15 protein-coding genes are annotated in these 20,128 nt (G+C 59.6%); 10 read left to right on the top strand and 5 right to left on the bottom strand.

What is annotated here, in order from left to right; genetic code table 11:
• Positions 1 to 225 precede the first annotated feature (225 nt).
• Positions 226 to 954, top strand: coding sequence for a helix-turn-helix transcriptional regulator (locus ASC90_RS17645; RefSeq protein ID WP_056542944.1), 729 nt, complete (start codon positions 226 to 228; stop codon positions 952 to 954).
• A 341-nt stretch (positions 955 to 1,295) separates the two neighbouring features.
• A complete protein-coding gene (locus ASC90_RS17640) occupies positions 1,296 to 2,789 on the top strand; it encodes a DegQ family serine endoprotease (RefSeq protein WP_056543589.1) in 1,494 nt (497 codons plus the stop codon).
• Positions 2,790 to 3,341: 552 nt separating this feature from the next.
• Here the strand turns inward: ASC90_RS17640 and ASC90_RS17635 are convergent.
• The 3 genes from ASC90_RS17635 to ASC90_RS17625 are packed head-to-tail and all read right to left on the bottom strand — an operon-like array spanning position 3,342 to position 8,957.
• Positions 3,342 to 4,589, bottom strand: coding sequence for a cupin domain-containing protein (locus ASC90_RS17635; protein WP_056543586.1), 1,248 nt, complete (start codon positions 4,587 to 4,589; stop codon positions 3,342 to 3,344).
• 50 nt (positions 4,590 to 4,639) lie between these two features.
• Positions 4,640 to 7,750: an efflux RND transporter permease subunit gene (locus ASC90_RS17630; protein ID WP_056542942.1), complete on the bottom strand. Its 3,111-nt coding sequence runs from the start codon at positions 7,748 to 7,750 to the stop codon at positions 4,640 to 4,642.
• A gap of 4 nt (positions 7,751 to 7,754) precedes the next feature.
• Positions 7,755 to 8,957: an efflux RND transporter periplasmic adaptor subunit gene (locus ASC90_RS17625; RefSeq protein ID WP_056542940.1), complete on the bottom strand. Its 1,203-nt coding sequence runs from the start codon at positions 8,955 to 8,957 to the stop codon at positions 7,755 to 7,757.
• A 379-nt stretch (positions 8,958 to 9,336) separates the two neighbouring features.
• Between ASC90_RS17625 and ASC90_RS17620 the strand changes: the two genes are divergently transcribed.
• Both ASC90_RS17620 and ASC90_RS30410 read left to right on the top strand, forming a co-directional pair.
• Positions 9,337 to 9,603 (top strand): hypothetical protein, encoded by a 267-nt coding sequence (locus ASC90_RS17620; protein ID WP_056542936.1) that lies wholly within the window; start codon positions 9,337 to 9,339, stop codon positions 9,601 to 9,603.
• A gap of 83 nt (positions 9,604 to 9,686) precedes the next feature.
• Positions 9,687 to 9,800 (top strand): DUF2474 family protein, encoded by a 114-nt coding sequence (locus tag ASC90_RS30410; protein ID WP_082519964.1) that lies wholly within the window; start codon positions 9,687 to 9,689, stop codon positions 9,798 to 9,800.
• Positions 9,801 to 9,896: 96 nt separating this feature from the next.
• On the opposite strand, the gene ASC90_RS17615 is transcribed toward ASC90_RS30410, so the two are convergent.
• On the bottom strand, positions 9,897 to 10,871 hold the full coding sequence (locus ASC90_RS17615) for an alpha/beta hydrolase (RefSeq protein WP_056542935.1): 975 nt from the start codon (positions 10,869 to 10,871) through the stop codon (positions 9,897 to 9,899).
• 148 nt (positions 10,872 to 11,019) lie between these two features.
• Between ASC90_RS17615 and ASC90_RS17610 the strand changes: the two genes are divergently transcribed.
• From ASC90_RS17610 to bcsA, 6 genes are all read left to right on the top strand, one after another.
• Positions 11,020 to 11,460, top strand: coding sequence for a MarR family transcriptional regulator (locus ASC90_RS17610; protein WP_056542933.1), 441 nt, complete (start codon positions 11,020 to 11,022; stop codon positions 11,458 to 11,460).
• Positions 11,461 to 11,651: 191 nt separating this feature from the next.
• Positions 11,652 to 13,403: a type I secretion system permease/ATPase gene (locus ASC90_RS17605; RefSeq protein WP_056542931.1), complete on the top strand. Its 1,752-nt coding sequence runs from the start codon at positions 11,652 to 11,654 to the stop codon at positions 13,401 to 13,403.
• The gene (locus ASC90_RS17600) at positions 13,400 to 14,707 is read left to right on the top strand and encodes an HlyD family type I secretion periplasmic adaptor subunit (protein ID WP_056542929.1); all 1,308 of its coding nucleotides are present in this window, start codon (positions 13,400 to 13,402) and stop codon (positions 14,705 to 14,707) included. The genes ASC90_RS17605 and ASC90_RS17600 overlap by 4 nt, the downstream gene beginning before the upstream one ends.
• A 189-nt stretch (positions 14,708 to 14,896) precedes the next feature.
• Complete coding sequence (locus ASC90_RS17595; RefSeq protein ID WP_056542928.1) at positions 14,897 to 16,318, top strand: family 16 glycosylhydrolase; 1,422 nt, start codon at positions 14,897 to 14,899, stop codon at positions 16,316 to 16,318.
• A 316-nt stretch (positions 16,319 to 16,634) separates the two neighbouring features.
• Positions 16,635 to 17,609, top strand: coding sequence for a cellulose biosynthesis protein BcsN (bcsN, locus tag ASC90_RS17590; RefSeq protein WP_056542926.1), 975 nt, complete (start codon positions 16,635 to 16,637; stop codon positions 17,607 to 17,609).
• A gap of 61 nt (positions 17,610 to 17,670) precedes the next feature.
• Positions 17,671 to 19,860, top strand: a complete 2,190-nt coding sequence (gene bcsA / locus ASC90_RS17585; RefSeq protein ID WP_056542924.1) for a UDP-forming cellulose synthase catalytic subunit — start codon at positions 17,671 to 17,673, stop codon at positions 19,858 to 19,860.
• A 94-nt stretch (positions 19,861 to 19,954) separates the two neighbouring features.
• Here bcsA and ASC90_RS30065 read toward each other — a convergent pair whose 3' ends face one another.
• Positions 19,955 to 20,092 (bottom strand): hypothetical protein, encoded by a 138-nt coding sequence (locus tag ASC90_RS30065; RefSeq protein ID WP_244480409.1) that lies wholly within the window; start codon positions 20,090 to 20,092, stop codon positions 19,955 to 19,957.
• Positions 20,093 to 20,128 lie beyond the last annotated feature (36 nt).

Below are 20,128 nucleotides of genomic sequence, written 5' to 3'. Positions count from 1 at the left end.
TGTGTACACGTAAAGGTGAGCGTGCTCAGCCTCCTTTCGAGACGAACCTATACGTTCAAATGCGAACTCACGCGCGACGACCAGATGCGAACCATCGATGACCGGTCGCTGTCCGCTCCAGTTATCTCCGGCGAATGCAAAACCGGCAAGCCGGTTACAAGCTAGGTGCACTCCCTTTGTACCGCATCCCAGTCAGAGTTCATCGTTTCGTAAGCGAGTTTCGCGATGACCGATCATGTCAGACGTGATGCTCGCCCGGCGAACGAGGTGACACCAGTCAGTGCGGAATCACGCCTTGCGTTCTTCCGGTCTGCCTTGGAAGCCATAGCAGCCCAACACGGCCTGCAGTTTTACATGGCGGGATTCTTCCCCGAAGCCGACAAGGTAGGCCTCCTCGAGAATCTGATCGTCAGCAACTGGCCGTCCGAGCTCCTGCGGAAGTACGAGTCCACCGACATTTTCCGTGAAAGCCGGATAGTATCGCGCCTTAAGAACACCATTCTTCCAATAGCCGCCGGAAACCTTCTCTTCGCCAGAGCGAGAGATGATGGATTGAAGAGCGAGCTCCTGGGCATATTTTACGACAACGGTTTCAAGCGAACGGTCGGCCTTTCCCTCCACGATGCCGACCGGAAGCACTATCTGATCCTCCTGTCAGGCGACCGTGAGGTAAGTGAGGATCAGGAAGTTGCCACGCTGGTCTACGACATCATGAAGGCGCTCGACGCTTACTCTGCGATGCAGAGAAGGCCGGCGCCAGGCGAGATTCTGGCGGCACGAGAGATCGAATGCCTGAGATGGTCCGCGGCTGGCAAAAGCAGCGAGGAAATTGCGATTATCCTCGGCATCAGCGCTCATACCGTCAACAGCTACCTGAAGTCAGCAATCCGCAAGCTGGACAGCACCAATCGGATGCAGGCGGTTGCCGCCGCGTGCCGGCTACGGCTGCTATAGACCAGCCAAGTGACTGGCCCGCATTCCCGATTAGATTGCGACTACTCCGTTCGGCATCGTCAAGCCTTTAGCCGGGTCGCTCAATCATGGGGTTTGGCGAGCAAGCCATTCGATTTGGGGTGATGCTCTAAGGCTTGAATATAGCCTGTCCTAGACGTCCGTATGGTAGCTCAGCCCCTCCCCCAAGTGTAGATTCGCGGCAGGTAAGACCCTGAATTCACTCAAGGACGTGTCCGTTTGCGTTCCTTCAGTTGAAGCGCCTTCATGCGCATAGCAGCCGCGGCGTTCCGCCAATCGGGATGAGGGCCGCCATCGGAAACACACGAACCAAGGACCTCGACATGTCGAATATTCATCGCACACATCTTGCCACAGCGGCGGTGGGCGTAGCCATCATCGTCGGTGCGGCTTCCCTGCCCTTTACAATCAACCCCTCGCGCGTTCTCGCCGCTCCCGCGCAGGTCGAGGGAGCCGTGGACTCGGGCGGTTCGTTTGCTTCGATCGTCGAGGCGGACAAGCCCGCCGTCGTGACGATCGTGACCACCATGAAGGGAACCGATGTGAGCGCAACCGACGATGGTTCCCCGATGGACAAGAAGTTCAAGAAATTTTTAGAGCAACAAGGGATGCCGGGGGCTCAGCAAAAGCCAGAACGAGGCCCCGTTGCACAAGCGCTCGGCTCCGGATTCATCGTGGACCCCAGTGGCATCATCGTGACGAACAATCACGTGATCGACAACGCAGCCGATATCAGGGTTACCCTGGATGACGGCACCGAACTGCCGGCGACGCTCGTCGGCGCCGATCCGAAGTCGGACCTCGCAGTGCTCAAGGTTCAGGCCCCGAAGCTGCTCCCGACCCTCGCGTGGGGCGACTCGAGCGCTCTTAAGCTAGGCGATCAGATCCTTGCAATCGGCAATCCGTTTGGTGTCGGCACGACGGTCACTGCGGGTATCGTGTCGGCACGCGGCCGCGATCTGCATAGCGGGCCATATGATGACTTCATTCAGATCGACGCGCCGATCAATCACGGAAACTCCGGCGGCCCGCTGGTGGACCGCGACGGAAAGGTCGTCGGTATCAACACTGCCATTTATTCGCCGAACGGCGGCAGCGTTGGCGTCGGATTTGCCATACCCTCCGACGAAGCGAAGGCGATCATCGCGAAGCTCGAGAAAAGCGGCTCTATCGATCACGGCTACCTCGGCGTGCAGCTTCAGCCTGTCACTCCGGAGATTGCCGATGCGATCGGCCTCGCGAAGCCCGAGGGCGCGTTGATCACCTCGGTCACCGATGGAACGCCTGCCGACAAGGCCGGCATCAAGAGCGGCGACGTTGTCACGCGCGTGGGCGGCAACGACGTCAATACCCCGAAGGATCTCTCGCGGCTGGTAGCTGACCTCGTCCCCGGCGACAAGGAAGTCGTAACGGTCTGGCGGGGCGGAAAGACCGCCGAACTGAACGTGACCATCGGCGGGAGTGACGAGCAGGACAAGCAGGCCGCGGCGGAAAATTCGGACAGGCACCATCAGGTGGGTCCCGCACTCGGAATCGGCCTCGCTGATTTGACACCGGAAATCCGGGACGAACTCAAGCTCGCTCAGAATGTCGATGGCGCGGTTGTTGCCAGCATCGATCCCGACAAGCCGGCTGCGGCCGCGGGCATCCAGGCTGGCGATATCATCACCAAGGTGAATGACCGGGAAGTGCATGATGCGCGTGATGCGAAAACCGCCGTCGCAGACGCCGCGAAGTCGGGAAGGAAAACGGTCCTTCTGTTGATCGAACGTGCCGGTCAGACGACCTTTGTCGCCGTGCCCTTCGCAACATCATAACAAGCACGTCACCAGAGCGCCCCGTCGATGAATTCGGGGGCGCTTCGGATACTGAACAAAGCCGGCTTTCGATTGGAGAGCCGGCTTTCTGCTGTCATCTTCAATCCCGCAGCCATCAGATGTGACCGCCCGCGCGCACTCACTGGCACGAGACACCGGACAACACTGCAGCACCGGACCCTGAGCGGCTTCAACGGCAGCAACCGCGCTGTTCGATTGCGTTGACCACGCCAAACGGAAAAGCCTCCCGACACTGCTTTCACCCGGCGTATTTTCGCCTTTAGCGGCTTTCTCGGTCCGCTGGCGTCCCGCCTGGACGGTAATCGCCGCGCTGGTCTGCGTTCACGGGCTTGTCAGCCGGATATAGCAACTGAGCCGATGAGAACTGCGTCATGCCGGACGGAACGTTGGACAGGCTCCGGAAATACGCGATGCCCAAACGACTGCGGCGGTACCATCAACCTTGAAGGTCGATGGTACCGCCGCTCTGTCTGCCTGTGTATCAGGAAGCGACGTGCTAGCCGCCCGGTGTCGCGCACTGACGTGCCGTCGTCATTCCGGCACGATCCCGGGCTGGTTCGCCGGCCACTTGGCGATCTCGCTTGCCGGGATGTTGAAGTGCTGGGAGACCAGTGCCGGCGGCGTATGCGTCAGCCAATCCGAGAGACCGATCTCCTGGTATTCGTCCGTCCTGAAGACGGCCACGAACACCAGATCCTCGTCGCCGGTATTCTGGATGATATGTCCCTGCTGCTTCTTGACATAGCCGATGTCGCCTGCATGGAAATCGGCTGTCTGCGCCCGCGGACCGGCGTCGAACACCGTCATGCGGCCCTGGCCCTTGATCCAGTATTGCCATTCGTCCGCATTGGGATGCCAATGCATTTCGCGCACCGCACCCGGCTTGATCGTCTCGATCGCCGAGGCAACGTTCTTTGCGACGTTGAAGGTGGAGCTGTCGGCGAGCTTGATGTTGCCGGACTTGGTTTCCTTGAACGGCTTGGCAGCACCGAGCCTGAAGGTGAAGGGGAAAGGCGGGAGGCCGCCGGAAGCCACGGCTTCCTGATCGATGGACAGCGGTCCAGGTTCCTCGCCCTGGAAAATCCAGAGATCTTGCAGCGGAATGTTCTTGAATACGTCTTTCGAGACGCCGAAGTTCGCGGCCAACAGATCCGGCTCCGTGTGTGCAAGCCAGTCGCTCACCAGCAGCGTGCCGTATTCAGACTGATTGCCATCATCGAATGCGAGGACGAATTCGGCGCCGTCCGGACCGAGGCCCTGCAGCGAGTGCGGGTAGCCAGCCGGGAAGTACCAGAGATCGCCTTCGCCGACGTCCTGCACGTAAGCCCGCCCCTTTGGGTCGAGCACCGTGATACGGCAGCGGCCGTTCGTCATGATCGCCCACTCGGCCGCACGATGCCAGTGCAACTCGCGGATGCCTCCGGGGCCGAGGCGCATGTTGACGCCGGCAATGGTGTTGGAGATCGGGAAACTTTCCTGGGTGACCTGTCGCGCCCAGCCACCGTTCTGGATGCGTTTCGGCGCATTGTTGAACGAGGCCCAGAACAGCTGCATGTTACCGACGTCAGTTGCCGGCGGGCTTTCAAAAGACGGGAACTGGCTGTCGAGGGTGGGGTCCTGCGGCCCCGGATCCGACAGGCCACCCGGGTTGGCGTTGATCGCGCCTTCCGGCGGCTGATCGGGATTGCCGAACGTGGCTGCCCGAACTGATCCTGCGGCAAGTGCGGTACCGCCGACGGCGCCCAGCGCCAGTACTTTGCGTCGAGAAATTGGATCCATGATATGCGTCTCCTTCATTGTCTGTTTGGTGTAGATCGTGGGTTACAAATTCACTCGCCGGGCGCGTGGCTGGTCGCCTCGGTTTCTCGGTGACCGGTCAAGAGTTCTTGAAGTCTGTCGAGGTAGAGATAGATGACCGGCGTCGTGTACAGGGTCATTGCCTGGCTCAGCAGCAGACCGCCGACCATCGCATAGCCAAGAGGCTGGCGAAGTTCAGAGCCCGTGCCGTGTCCGAGCATCAGCGGCACCCCGGCCAGAAGTGCGGCGCATGTTGTCATCATGATTGGCCGGAAGCGGAGCAGGCAGGCTTTGCGGATAGCCTCCTCCGAAGACAGCCCTTCATTGCGTTCCGCGGCAATAGCGAAGTCGACGATCATGATACCGTTCTTCTTCACAATGCCGATCAGCAGGATCACGCCGATCAAGGCGATGACGGTGAAGTCGAAACCGAAGATCCACAGCATCGCGAGCGCACCCAATCCGGCGGATGGAAGCGTCGAGAGAATGGTCAGCGGGTGGACGTAGCTTTCATAGAGAACACCCAGAATAACATAGATTACGGCGAGTGCGGCCAGCACCAGCAGCGGTTCGCTCGAAAGAGACGCCTGGTAGGCCTGAGCATTGCCCTGGAACGTTCCGATCAGCGTGGCAGGCGTTCCCATGGTCGTCTCAGCATGCTGGATAACGGCCACGGCCTGACTGAGCGCAATACCGGGAGCGAGGTTGAACGACAGCGTCACCGATGGAAACTGGCCTTGGTGGTTGATCGCCAGCACGTTCGTCGGTTTGGTGGTCTGTTTGACCAGGACGTTGAGGGGAACCTGCGCACCGGTCAGCGGCGACTTTATGTAAAGCTGGTTGGTCGCCAACGGAGAATTCTGAAATTCCGGCGCCACCTCGAGAACGACGTGATAACTGTTCAGGTCGGTGAAGTATTGCGTGACTTGCCGCTGGCCAAATGCGTCGTCCAGCGTGTCGTCGATGGTCTGCGGCGAGATGCCGAAACGGGACGCTTGATCCCGATCGATTTTCAGAGTGACGGTTGCGCCGTCGTTCTGCTGATCGGTCGCGACGTCGGCCAATTCCGGCATTGCTTGCATTTTGGCGAGGAGCTTGGTTGCCCACTCGTTCAGCTCGGTGGCGTCACCATCCTGCAAGGTATATTGGAACTGGGTTGCGGAGCTCCTGCCGCCGACGTTGATGTCCTGAGCAGGCTGGAGGTAAAGCTTGGCGCCTTCCATCTGCGCCATCTGCGGCCGAAGCCGATCGATGATCTGGCTTGCCGAAGCGTCTCTTTCATCGAGCGGTTTCAGCGTGATGAACATTCGACCGACGTTCACCGTTGAACCGGACGCCCCGCCAACAGTCATGGCCACGGAAGCAACGCCAGGGTCGGAAGAAACGAGCTTGCCTGCCTTCAATTGAAGACGCGACATCTCGGCGAAGGAGATATCCTGCGCGGCCTGCAACTGTCCCGTGATCAGGCCGGTGTCCTGTATCGGAAAGAAACCTTTTGGAATTTCTACGAACAGGTAGCCGGTTGCGACGAGCGAGGACAGGAAGACGCCAAGCGTTATCCGGTGATGCTTCAAGGCGATGTCGAGCGTGACACGGTAGCCGTGCAGCAAAGCTTCAAAGCCGCGTTCGGAAATCATGTAGAGCCTGCCATGCTTTTCAGCCGACTCGGCTTTCATGAACCGGGCGCACATCATCGGCGTAAACGTCAGCGAGACAATTGCCGAGACCACTATCGTCATTGTGACGGTGATGGCGAATTCCCTGAACAGCACGCCTACAATGCCGCCCATGAGAAGCAGCGGAATGAACACTGCCACGAGCGAAAGGCTGATGGATATAATGGTGAAGCCGATTTCGCTGGCTCCGTCGATCGCCGCCTGTTTTGGCGTCTTGCCGTGCTCCATGTGTCGCTGGATGTTCTCGAGCATGACGATTGCGTCATCCACCACGAAGCCGACAGCGATGCTCAATCCCATGAGCGAGAGGTTATCCAGGCTGAACCCGGCCACGTACATCAGGGCGAGCGTAGCCACCAGCGCAAGGGGTACGGTCACACTGGGAATTGCCGTCGCCCAGAAACTTCTGAGGAATATGAAGATGACCATGACGACGAGGATGATCGTCAGCATCAACGTGAATTCGACATCCTGCACCGAAGCACGGATTGTGACGGTTCGGTCGCTCAGGATCGAGATGTGGAGCGCCGCTGGAGCGATTGCCTGCAGTTGCGGCAGGGCTGCCTTGATTTGATCGACCGTCTGAATGACGTTTGCACCCGGCAATTTAAAGACGGGAAGAATGATCGCGGGTTTGCCGTTGGCCCAGGCCGCCAGCTGGTCGTTTTCGGCTCCGTCGATTGCCTTGCCGACATCCGACACCCTGATCGGCGCGCCATTGCGATAGGCAATGATGGCGTTGTTCCATGGCTTTGCCGTCAGCAACTGATCATTGTCGTAAAGCGTGTAGGTTCGGGCCTTCCCCTGTATGGTTCCCTTCGGCGTATCGGTCGTGGTGGTTTCGATGGCGCTGCGCACGTCTTCCATCGCGAGACCAAGATCCGCAAGTTTCTTGGGGTCTACCTGGACCCTTACCGCAGGTTTCTGCTGGCCGAAGATGAGAACCTGGGACACGCCGGAAATTTGGCTGATGTGTTGGCCGAGCACATTTTCAGCATAATCGTCCACCTGCGTCAGCGGCAGCGTGTCCGAGGTCAGCGCGATGACCAGAATTGGTGGATCGGCGGGGTTTACCTTACGATACGTTGGCGGCGACGGCAGGTCGGTCGGCAACTGGCCGCCTGCGGCGTTGATCGCAGTTTGCACGTCCTGGGCAGCGGCGTCGACGCTGCGAGACAAGTCGAACTGCAACGTGATCGAGCTGACGCCGAGCGTGCTCACCGACGTCATCTGGGTCAATCCGGGAATTTCGCCGAACTGGCGCTCCAGGGGTTGCGTGACGGAGGAGGCCATCGTTTCCGGCGCCGCTCCGGGAAGCTGCGCGGTCACCTGAATTGTCGGGAAATCGATCTGCGGCAAGGGTGCAACCGGGAGAAACGGGTACGCCGCTGCGCCGATTGCCAACAGCGCAACCATTAGAAGCGAGGCTGCGATCGGCCGTCGAATAAACCAGGAAGACATCGACATCGCGCTAGTTCCCCTTGCTCGTCGCGGAAGGAGCAACGACCGATGGGCTCGCAAATGAAACCTTGCTTCCGGGTTCGAGGCGATACTGACCCGAAGTCACCACACGTTCGCCGGCGGACAGGCCACTGGCAATCACCGTCGTTTCGTCCGCGATTGGCCCGGGAGTAACGGGATGCGGCGATACCGTGTTGTCGCTATTCACGAGGTAAACGAAGAACCCCTCGGGGCCTCGTTGCAGCGCCGGCGACGGTATCGTTGTGGCCCCGGCTAGCGTCTTCTGAAGGACTCTGAGATCGATGAACTGCCCAGGCCAAAGTTTCTCGTCAGCATTCGCGAAGGTCGACTTCAGCCTTACGGTTCCAGTGGTTTGGTCGATCTCGTTGTCGATCGTGGACAGCGTCCCCGTGGACAACGCTGTTCCGCCGTCGCGGGTAAACGCGGTGACCTGAACAGGGCCTGCCTTGAGGGCGGTCTGCAACACCGGGAGATCGTCCTCCGACAAGGTCGAAATAACGGATATCGGTTGCGTCTGGGTGATCACCACCACACCATTCACATCCGTTGTTTGCACCTGATTTCCCTGATCAACCTGCCGGAAGCCTGTCCGGCCGTCGATCGGGGACCTAAGTTGGGTGTAGGAGAGTTGGACGGCCGCGTCATCCCGGGCTGCCTGGTCCTGTGTGAGCTGGGCCTTAAAGCCGTCGAGCGTGGCCTGCTGCATCTCGACCTGCTCCGCGGTCGTGATAATCTTTGTCGCAAGCTCCTGATCCTTCTGGAGCAGGTACTGAGCATTGGCGATGTTGGCCTTGTCCTGCTCGATCTTCGCAACGGCCTGGTCAAGAGCCGACTGGAAAGGGCGCGGGTCGACCACCGCTAAAAGATCGCCCTTCTTGACGTTCTGCCCTTCGGTGAACAGGACGCTCTGCAACTGGCCATCGACCTGGGTCTTCAACGTTACCGTATTGAAAGCTTGAACCGTACCAAGCCCGTCGAGGTAGACCGGAACATCCCGGCGCGTCACGGTCGCGATCTGCACGGGTATCAATGGTGCGGCGGCAGGACCCGGAGCGCTCGCCCAAAACGGAAACTTGGCAAGGCCGACAGCGGCCACGACGGCAAGGATCAATCCCCCGGCGGCGAGGGCCGCCAGTCTTTTCCTCATCGACCGAACAGGCTTGGATTCAGCAGAGTATTGAATGGATGTCATAGCGAATCCTCGATCTGCCAGAATGCGAAATCGCGTGATCCGCCCCCTTGGACCGTGTCATCGGCGACCTATTCTGTTGCCTCGAAAACTACGGGTTGACGACCGCCAGTTAAATCAGACTGTGGTCCATCGGATACTATACGATGGTGTAGAAGACCGGGATTTTGTGCTGGAGAGCCGTGCCGTGAGCGCATGAGGAAACGACGTCAAAAGGTCGATTGTTCCTGGCCACGAATAGTTCCGCCCGCGACGGATCAGCATTGACCTGAGCGGAGGCAGGAGACGCTATACACTTACGTATGATTCAACCGGCGAGGGTCCGCGTCTACAATTTGCCTCAACGAAATCGTTCCAAACGGAAACCTTCGCGGAGGCTATCATGATCTCACTCATCAACACCCCGACCAACGGACGCACCGGCATGCGCGCGCTCAAGGCGCGGTTTGCCTATCTGATGATCGCCCGACGTGCTGCTACGCGCTTGACGCGAAGCGGCACGGTTGTCGGCTTTGATGCCAACCGGTTCCGATCGCAACTGGCAGACTACCGGAGATCCGTCGACCTGGCAGTGGCCGACCAGTACGAACCGGGCGCATACCGGTCGGGTCCCACGGCAGCTTCGCTGTCGGGGCGGCCACCCCAATAAGCTTCTCGCGCAGGCCCTCGACCTGGCGGATAGACACGCCGCGGGTTTCCAGAGGGCACGGCGAACCATGAAAGGATATCAATATGGGACCCGGAGGCTGGAAAAGAATAGTCTGGTTTGTTGCGCTTTGGGTATGCAGCGTCGCGGCCGTCGGCATCTACGCATCGGTTCTGAAATCTTGGATTGGCGGTGCCTAGCACTTCCGCGATCTACCGGCCGAAGTCGTTCCACTCCAGTAACGACGCTGACGCGAGCGCCCCCGGTGACGAGGGCGCTGCTTTTGCGAAGTAAGACTAAGCCTTGAAGAACGCCAGCAGGTCGGTATTGATAATGTCCGCGTGTGTCGTGGCCATGCCGTGCGGCAGGCCCTTGTAGACTTTCAGCGTACCCTTCTTCAGCAGCTTCGAAGACAGCAGGGCTGAATCGGCGATCGGAACGATCTGGTCGTCTTCGCCGTGCATCACCAGGACCGGCACATCAATCTTCTTCAGATCCTCGGTAAAGTCGGTTTCCGAAAACGCCTTGATGCAATCGTAATGCGCCTTTGCCCCACCCATCATGCCCTGGCGCCACCAGTTTTCAATTACACCCTGCGAGATTTTTGCACCCGGACGATTGAAGCCATAGAATGGCCCGGCTGGAATATCATGAAAGAACTGGGCACGGTTGGCAGCCAAAGCGGCGCGGAAGCCGTCAAAGACCTCGATCGGCAGACCACCGGGATTGGAGGCTGACTTGACCATGACGGGAGGTACGGCACCGATCAGCACCGCCTTGGAAACCCTGCCCTTTCCGCCGTATTGTGCCACATAGCGAGCAACCTCGCCGCCGCCCGTCGAGTGGCCAACATGAATGGCGCCCTTCAGGTCAAGATGATCGGCTAGCGCCGCCATGTCGGCAGCGTAGGTGTCCATGTCGTTGCCGTTTGCCGTCTGGCTCGAGCGCCCGTGACCGCGGCGATCGTGCGCAATAACGCGAAAACCCTCATTCAGGAAAAACAGCATCTGCGCATCCCAGTCGTCGGCGCTTAGCGGCCAGCCGTGGTGAAATACAATGGGCTGTCCGGTTCCCCAGTCCTTGTAGAAAATCTGCGTGCCGTCGCTGGTCGTGATCGTTCCGCTGCTCATCGTGTCCTTGCCTCTTGGTGGTTGCTTTGTCGCCGCCGCTTGTGCGGTCGGGATAAGGGATAAGGTTGCGGTAGCGGCGACAAGGCCGAGACCGGCGGCCATTACGTTGCGGCGGGTCGCCTGATGGTTCAACTGGCTCATTTTGCCCTCCATTTAATTTATGGCGCGATATTTATTATCGCGATATACGTATGGGTAAACCCACTACACCCCGTTGTCTACTAAAATATTATCGCGATATTATTTTTCGTGGTAGGATAACGAAACGGCACGCGTCAGGAGACGATCCATGTCCGCCAATCCCCTTGTTCCTTTGGACGACCAGCTTTGCTTTTCGCTCTATGCAGCGAGCCTAGCCATAACCAGAACCTACAAGCCCATGCTCGATGAGCTGGGCATCACCTATCCACAATACCTCGTCCTGAGTGTTCTGTGGGAGAATGATGGAATGACGGTCGGCGCGATCGCCGATCGGCTGTCACTGGAATCGAGCACGATCACGCCACCCGTGAAGCGCCTCGAGCAGGCCGGGCTGCTTGAACGACGCCGTAGCAAGACTGACGAGCGTCAGGTTCATGTCTGGCTCACCGCCTCCGGTCGCGATCTCATCGTCAGAGCAAAGTGTCTCGGCGACACGCTGTTGCAGCGCTCCGGCATGACGGCTGGACAGTTCGAAGCCCTGAACAAACAAGTGAAGACGCTACGCGAAGCACTTGAGTCCGTTGGCTAGGTTATCTAGGTGGAGATGCTTCAAGCTGGTGCGAAAGGCTCTCCCGTTGGTAACCATCCATTAATGATGCGCTGCATATAGCACGTGAAGTGCATCGGAATACGCCTCGCCGGATTGGCCGTTTGGTGCGAACTGGTCCATGGTGTCCGGAAGCCGCTGCCCATGACCTAGCCACTGATTCGAGAGGCAAGTTGTCCAAATCAAAGCAACCCAAGCCCGGTGTCTTTCTGCTCGCGGCCCTTTCGTCTTTGCGAACCGCGTTTCTCGGAGTCGGGGTGACGAGTTGTGTCGTCAACATTCTGGCGTTGACGGGCTCGTTCTTCATGTTGCAGGTCTACGATCGCGTCATCCCGGGACGCAGCCTGCCGACGCTTGTCGGATTGGGCATCATAACCGCAACGCTCTTTGCCTTTCAGGGCATCCTTGAGTTGATCCGCACCCTGCTGCTCGCCCGCGTCGGACAATCGGTCGATGAGCGTTTCAGCCAAGTGGTCTTCCGATCGTTCGTCATCGCGCCTTCGAAAAGGCACACGTCGCAAAGTAGCCTCCAATCGCTGCGCGATATCGACACCGTGCGCGGCTTCCTCTCAGGCCCCGGTCCGACGGCGCTATTCGATCTGCCGTGGATGCCCTTCTATCTCGGACTCTGCTTCCTGTTTCATCCATGGATCGGGGCCGTCGCTCTCGCCGGCGCCCTGCTGCTTGTTGGCCTGACGATCGTTACGGAACTGAGATCGCGCGGACCTGCGAAGGAAGCAAACAGAATCGGTCTGGAACGCATGACCCTTGCCGAGGCTACCAAGCAAAATGCCGAGGCCGTGGCCTCGATGGGCTTCGGGAACCGGCTTGGAGAGCGATGGGCGGACATCAACGCCCGCTACCTTCAAAACCAGCTTCACGCAAACAACGTCACGGCTCTTCTGTCCACCGTGTCCAGGGTCGTTCGCCTGATGTTGCAGTCCGGTGTGCTCGCGGTCGGCGCGGTGCTTGTTATCCGGCAGGAGGCGACGGGCGGCATCATGATTGCAAGTTCCATCCTGATCAGTCGCGCACTTGCGCCGGTCGAACTGGCAATCGGTCAATGGAAGGGCTTTGCGGCCGCACGAGAGAGCTGGTCGCGTCTCGTCAGACTTGGCGAGATGACGATGATCGAAAGACCGGAGGTTCAGCTTCCCAGGCCGGTCGAGGGGCTCAGGGTACAGAACCTTCATCTTGCCGCGCCGGGATCGACAACACCGATTATCCATGGTGTGTCATTCGAATTGAAGGCTGGCGAGGCGATCGGTGTCATCGGTCCGAGCGCTTCGGGAAAATCCTCACTGGCGCGCGCGCTGGTCGGGCTCTGGTCACCCCTTGCAGGCGCTGTCCGGCTGGACGGAGCGGCACTGTCGCAATGGGATCCCGAAGAACTCGGCAAACACATCGGGTACCTCCCGCAGGATGTCTGCCTTTTCGACGGCTCGATTGCAGAGAACATTGCGCGTTTTGACCCATCCGCTTCATCCGAGATGGTCGTTGCTGCAGCCCGCGCCGCCGGCATCTACGAGATGGTCGTGCAGCTCCCGGAAGGTTTCGACACCAGGATCGGCGAACAGGGTGCAATCCTGTCTGCGGGCCAGCGCCAGCGGCTGGCGCTGGCACGGGCGCTTTATGGCGAGCCATTCCTGGTCGTTCTCGACGAACCCAACGCCAATCTGGACGCTGAGGGCGACGCCGCGCTCGCGCACGCAATCCTTGGCGTCAGTCGGCGCGGTGGCGTGGCGATTGTCATCGCACATCGCCCCAGTGCCCTCGCAAGCGTCGACAAGGTCATGGTCCTTGCCAATGGCAGGTTGCAGACCTTCGGTCCCAAGGGCGACGTTCTTGGGCAGACGATGGCCCCGGTGTCCATGGCCGTCCCGTCATATCGCCTCCGGCGCGCAAACGAGGGGACCGCGCAATGATCGGGACGAACGCTCCGTTGGCTGAACGCGCGATCAGGCGGCTCACACTGATGGCGCTGACCGCCACGATCATCCTGGTTGGTGTGCTCGGCGGTCTGGCAGCAACAATCCACCTCAACGGCGCGGTCATTGCGTCGGGTACCCTTGTTGTCGATAGTCACATAAAGCCGGTTCAACACCAGAAGGGTGGAACTGTTGGCGCGGTGTTCGTCCGGGATGGCGATCGCGTCGAGGCTGGTCAGGTTCTAGTTCATCTGGACGATACGCAGACGCGAGCCACGCTCGCAATTGTCTCCAGACGAGTGAGGCAGCTTTCAGCGCGCACCGCACGTCTGTCCGCAGAACGCGACGGCCGGGAAACGCTCGAATTTCCGTCATTGGTGAACGACGCGGCACCCGATGAACGCGCGGCGTTGATCGAAGGAGAGCGCAGACTTTTCGATGATCGGAAGTCGTCGCTGAGAGGGCGCAAGGCGCAGCTGCAGGAGCGGGTGCGCCAACTCGGTCGGGAAGCGGACGGCCTGACCTCGCAACAGGAAGGCAACCGTCAATCGATAGACATCATCGGCAAGGAGCTTGCCAACCTAGAGCCACTTCTCCAGCAGGGGATCATTCCCGCAACCCGCGTCTACGCGCTGCAGCGCGACGCCGCCGACTTGAAAGGCGAGCTCGGCAGGCTCGTCGCTGCGTCGGCGGAAGTGAGGGGGAAAATAGCCGAAACGGAACTGCAGGTCATTCAGGTGAGTGACGACAATCGCAGTGAAGTATCCGAACAGCTGCGACAGGCACAAGGCGACCTTGGCGAATATTCCGAACGCCTTGTCGCGGCAGAGGATGAATTGAAGCATGTTGACATTCGCGCTCCGCAGGCGGGAGTGGTCCACGAACTCGCGGTTCACGCCGCCGGCGCCGTGGTGGCGTCGGGCCAGGCCATCATGCAGATAGTGCCCGATCGCGATGACCTGACGCCTGAACTGAAACTATCTCCCCAGGATATCGATCAGGTGACTGTGGGCCAGACCGTGACGCTGCGTCTTTCAGCCTTCAGTCAACGCACGGCTCCGGAATTGAACGGCCGAGTGTCGAGTGTGACTGCGGACCTCATAACCGACCAACGCAGCGGCCAATCCTACTACGGGGTTCGCGTTCACATACCGAGCACGGAATGGCAGCGCGTCGGCACGCTGGTGCCGATCGCCGGCATGCCGGTGGAAGCATTCATGGAAACCGGCGAGCGAACTGCCCTCGCCTATCTCGCAAAGCCGTTCATCGATCAGGCCGCCAGAGCGTTCAGGGAAGAGTAATCGGCAGCGCGTCAGGCCCGAAGCCGCGACGCATCGGATCGATACACTCCTGCCGCGGCGAGAGCAACGATTAAGGATGAAGTCGCCTATACCGCGAGTTTGACACCTATTTTTCTAATATATACGCGTATAGGTATATTTCCGCCTTGCGGACTGGTAGGCTTCTCGCGGCAACAGAAGGAGCTAACCATGCCGCAATCAATTCAGAACGCCGTTGGTCAAAAGCTTTTCTACAGCGGTGCATCGAGCGCCTGGTTTTCAGCGACGGGTTCGGGACCCGTACTGAACGGCACCGCCGGCAATGATTCGATCTGGGGTGACAGCTCGGTCAACGTCACGATGAAAGGGGGCACGGGCGACGATATCTACTATCTCTACTCGAGCATCAATCGCGTCGCTGAAGCGCCAGGTGCCGGCGTCGACACAATCGAAACGTGGATGAGCTACACGCTGCCCGAGAATTTCGAAAATCTAACGGTCACGGGCAACGGCCGATATGCCTTCGGCAACAGCGCAGACAACATCATTTCGGGCGCATCGGGCAGCCAGACGATCGACGGCGGGGCAGGCAATGACGTGCTGATCGGTGGTGGCGGCGCCGACACGTTCCTCTTCACGCGTGGCAACGGCAGCGACCTCATCGTCGACTTCAGCCGTGATGATACCATCCGGCTGAATGGGTACGGCCTGACAAGTTTCGATCAGGTCCTCAAGCACGCAACGCAGGTGGGCGCCAATCTGCGACTGGATCTCGGCGGCGGCGAAAGCCTGGTGCTTGCGAACAAGACGGCCGCGGACCTGCACTCGGATCAGTTTCAGCTGACCCTGGACCGATCGAGCCTGAAGCTTGCATTTGCGGACGAATTCAACAGCCTATCCCTACGCAATGGCGATAAAGGCGTCTGGGATGCGAAGTTCTGGTGGGCTCCCGACAAGGGCAGCACCCTTCCGGGGAACGGAGAGCAGCAGTGGTACATCAACCCCTCCTACGCTCCAACCTCGTCGGTCAACCCCTTCTCTGTGCACAATGGCGTCCTGACCATCACGGCCAGCCACACGCCTACCGCGCTCAAGCCCCAGGTCGATGGCTACGAATATACGTCGGGCATTCTCACGACACATTCTTCATTTGCGCAGACCTACGGCTATTTCGAGATCCGCGCCGACATGCCGACGGAGCAAGGCGCCTGGCCCGCTTTCTGGCTATTGCCCGAAGACGGCTCCTGGCCGCCTGAGCTCGATGTCGTCGAGATGCGTGGACAGGACCCGAACACCGTCAACGTCACCGTTCACAGCCAGCAGAACGGCGGACATACGATGCAGTCCACTCCCGTCAAGGTGGGAAGCACCGAAGGTTTTCACACCTATGGCGTCCTGTGGGACGAGGATCAGATCGTCTGGTATTTCGACGATGTAGCGGTCGCGCATGCAGACACGCCAGCCGATATGCACAGCCCGATGTATATGCTGGTCAATCTTGCCATTGGCGGAACGGCAGGAACCCCTACCAACGGTCTGCCAAACAGTTCCCAGTTTCACATCGACTACATTCACGCCTACTCGCTCGCCAACAGCCCGGCACATGTGACATCGGATGACTGGCAAGCGTAACGCGCACTGCGTTCCGCCTGACGCATTGCAAGGGGACAGGAGTCTTTCCCCTGAAACGGTTCCAGGGCTTCAGAAGCCCCGGAACCTGTTTCCCGGTCGCTGGGGACGACACCCGTGCTCTGGCAATCCGCAGGAAAATTGGTGGTCCAAGGGGATTTGTTGAGCGCCCAACGCCGCTTGAGGAAGCCGATCTTAACCCTTTGTTAACCATGGCAACTGCTAATTCTCAATAGCGGTCCTGTGGGTCGTTGATTCGAAAATCCGCCGCGGGAATTGCGCAGGGATGTGAGGAAAGACGTTGCGGCGGCTACAGACCATGCGCTTGCTGAAGACAACATCCTGTGTGGTGCTAGCCGCCCTTGCGACCGCCTGCGCTTCAACGGGCGGGATCAGACAGCCGACGGTTGCCGAAACAGTCCCAAGCGAAAGAGCACTTGCCCTTCCACCTCCAGGCGGCCCGTCAATCGTGAGCGTCGTAGAGCGCAAGCGCGGCAACGGTGTAGAGCAGACGATATCCTTGTTTACGTCCTCCACCGTACCGGACCAGAATTTCCTGAAAGTGCAGTTCCTCGGCGCATCGGGCACCAACCCCGGCACAGGCAATGCCGGCTTCCGTATGGTCAGCGAAAGCGGCATTTCGCGCGAAATGTTTGCCGCCGTCCCGGGCGTGCCCATGGTCCGGTCGGCTACTTTCCTGCAGAACAGCTACGGTCCCTTTGGTTATGGCTCCGGTCGCAGCGCGACCGGCGACACCTGCATCTATGCCTGGCAGCAAATCCGCTCCAGCCGATCGGCGCAGACGCAGGCTCGAAACTTCGGCATGATCCAGGTGCGACTCAGGCTCTGCGACACACGGGCAACGGAGCGGCAGCTCCTGAGCATCGTCTACGGCTATACCATTATCGGCACGTTCGACGGCGAAATCTGGAACCCCTTCGGCAATCAGCAGGGAACCGATCCCGCTCTCGGCCGCACTGGAAGCCCGATTTACCCCGACGTGGGCGGCTATCGGGATGTCGCAATGCCGATCGGCTATGAACCGGCCCCGGTCGCCGTGCGTACTTCTCCCGTCGTTCGCCGGCCTGTCCGCCCGGCGCCCGCTGCCCTGCCGCCAGCAATCGGTCCCCGTGTACCATTGCCGGATCTGCCACCTGAGACCCCACGGGCAAACGCGGTTCCACCCACAGCGGTGACACCGACCGGACAGCAGGCGATGGCGACGACTGTAGTGACTGTCCCCTCGCCCGATTGTATAGGCGATGCGGCCATGACGGCCGCTTGCCAGAGATAATACAGACCCGACTGGCGCCGCGCGCGGTGGCATCCAGTCCAGGACTATCGAAGGGACGTAGATGCATAAAGCCCGAAGCATCTTGATGTGGGCCGTGGTTTCTCTGGCTGTGATCGCGCTGATCACACTGCCGGTGAACCTGCAGACGCAGCTCATCGCCAGCATCACCGTCGTTGCCATCATGGCGATCATCAAGGGGCTGAAAGCGGAAGGCACCTGGCGTCTGGTTGCGCTTGCCTTCGGCACCTCGATCGTGTTGCGCTATGTATATTGGCGCACGACCAACACCCTGCCGCCCCTCAACCAGCTCGAGAACTTCATACCCGGTCTGCTGCTCTATCTCGCAGAAATGTACAGCGTCGTAATGCTGGCGCTCAGTCTCTTCATTGTGGCAACGCCCCTGCCCTCACGCCCCTCGCGCGCGGCAAATGAAGCACGCTTTCCCCACGTTGACGTTTTCGTGCCGTCCTACAACGAAGACGCACACCTACTCGCCAACACGTTGTCCGCCGCCAAGGCGATGGATTATCCGGCTGAAAAGCTGCACGTATGGCTTCTCGATGACGGCGGCACCTTGCAGAAGCGTAATTCCAGCAAGCTCGTGGAAGCCCAGGTCGCCGTTTCCCGCCACAACGAGCTGAAACAGCTCTGCGAGGATCTCGACGTCAAATACCTCACGCGAGATCGCAACGAACACGCGAAAGCCGGCAACCTCAACAACGGGATGAAGCACTCCTCGGGCGAGCTGATCGCGGTCTTTGATGCCGACCACGCGCCCGCCCGCGACTTTCTCCTCGAGACCGTCGGCTATTTTGATGACGATCCGAAACTGTTTCTGGTTCAAACACCACACTTCTTCATCAATCCCGACCCGCTCGAACGCAACCTCAGGACCTTCGACAGGATGCCAAGCGAGAACGAAATGTTCTACGGCATCATCCAGCGCGGGCTCGACAAGTGGAACGCTGCATTCTTCTGCGGATCCGCCGCCGTGTTGAGCCGTAAGGCACTGGAGTCGCAAAACGGCTTCAGCGGCATCAGCATCACGGAGGACTGCGAGACCGCGCTGGCCCTGCACGGCAGCGGTTGGAACAGCATCTACGTCGACAAGCCGCTGATCGCCGGTCTGCAGCCGGCCACTTTCGCAAGCTTCATCGGCCAGCGCAGCCGCTGGGCTCAGGGCATGATGCAAATCCTGCGCTTCCGCTTTCCGCTGCTGAAGCGCGGACTGACCGTCCCGCAGCGCCTCTGCTACATGTCATCGACGCTGTTCTGGCTGTTTCCGTTTCCGCGGACGATTTTCCTGTTCGCACCGCTCTTCTATCTTTTTTTCGATCTCGAAATCTTCACCGCTTCCGGCGGTGAGTTCCTTGCCTATACGCTCGCGTACATGCTCGTGAACCTGATGATGCAGAACTATCTCTATGGTTCCTTCCGCTGGCCGTGGATATCGGAGCTTTATGAGTATGTGCAGACGGTGCATCTGCTGCCTGCGGTCGTTTCGGTCATGCTCAATCCCCGGAAGCCAACCTTCAAGGTCACCGCGAAGGACGAATCGATCGCCGTCAGCCGCCTGTCGGAGATCAGCCGCCCCTTCTTCCTCATCTTCGCAGTCCAGATCATCGCGTTGATCGTGACGGTCTACAAGATCTACGCCGAGCCGTACAAAGCGGACGTCACACTCGTGGTCGGCGGCTGGAATGTGATCAACCTGATCATGGCGGGTTGCGCCCTGGGCGTTGTTTCAGAACGCGGAGAACGCGCTTCATCGAGGCGTGTCCGGGTCAATCGCCGTTGTGAACTGGGCGTCAACGGCAAGTGGTACACGGCATCGATCGAGGACGTTTCGGTTCACGGCGCCAGACTGCATGTATTCAACAGGCAACTGGACCCGATGGTCATCGGCGCGGAGGGTGAAGTCCGCTTTCAGCCTTACAGCGGCGCGGGGATGGAGACGCTACCGCTGATCGTCCGCAACATCGAGCCGTCCGGGGAGATCGTGGCGGTCGGCTGCCAATATGTTCCGAAGAGTGCGCTGGATCATCGTCTGATTGCCGACCTGATGTTTGCGAACTCCGCTCAATGGACACAATTCCAGCAGGGTCGAAGGCGCAATCCCGGCCTCATTCGTGGTACCGTCTGGTTTGTGGGACTATCGCTCTATCAAACGAGCCGCGGGCTTGTTTACTTCTTCCGGGGCATGGGGCCGGAAAGGGAGAAACAACAGCAGCAAGCGAAGGCAAACTCTTGATGAAGAAGGTCGTTTCCGCCTCCATCTTTATTCTGGGCGCTACAGCAATCGCGTACGCCCAAACAGCACCCTTCGACATGTCCGGTGAACGATCTCAAGGCACGCAACCCATGGTGCCGCGTTTCACGATTCCGGCCACGCCTGCTCCGTCCACGGCAACACAACCGCCGCCCGCGGCAACACCGGTGATACCATCGGTCGCCGCGCCACCGACACCACCATTCGTGATCACGCCGGCTCCGACAGAAGCTGCACAACCTCAAGCGGT

The sequence above is a fragment of the Rhizobium sp. Root1220 genome (assembly GCF_001426265.1).
GTDB lineage: Bacteria > Pseudomonadota > Alphaproteobacteria > Rhizobiales > Rhizobiaceae > Rhizobium.
Note: the sequence above shows the minus strand (reverse complement) of the source record. Positions and strands in the feature narration are given on the sequence as shown.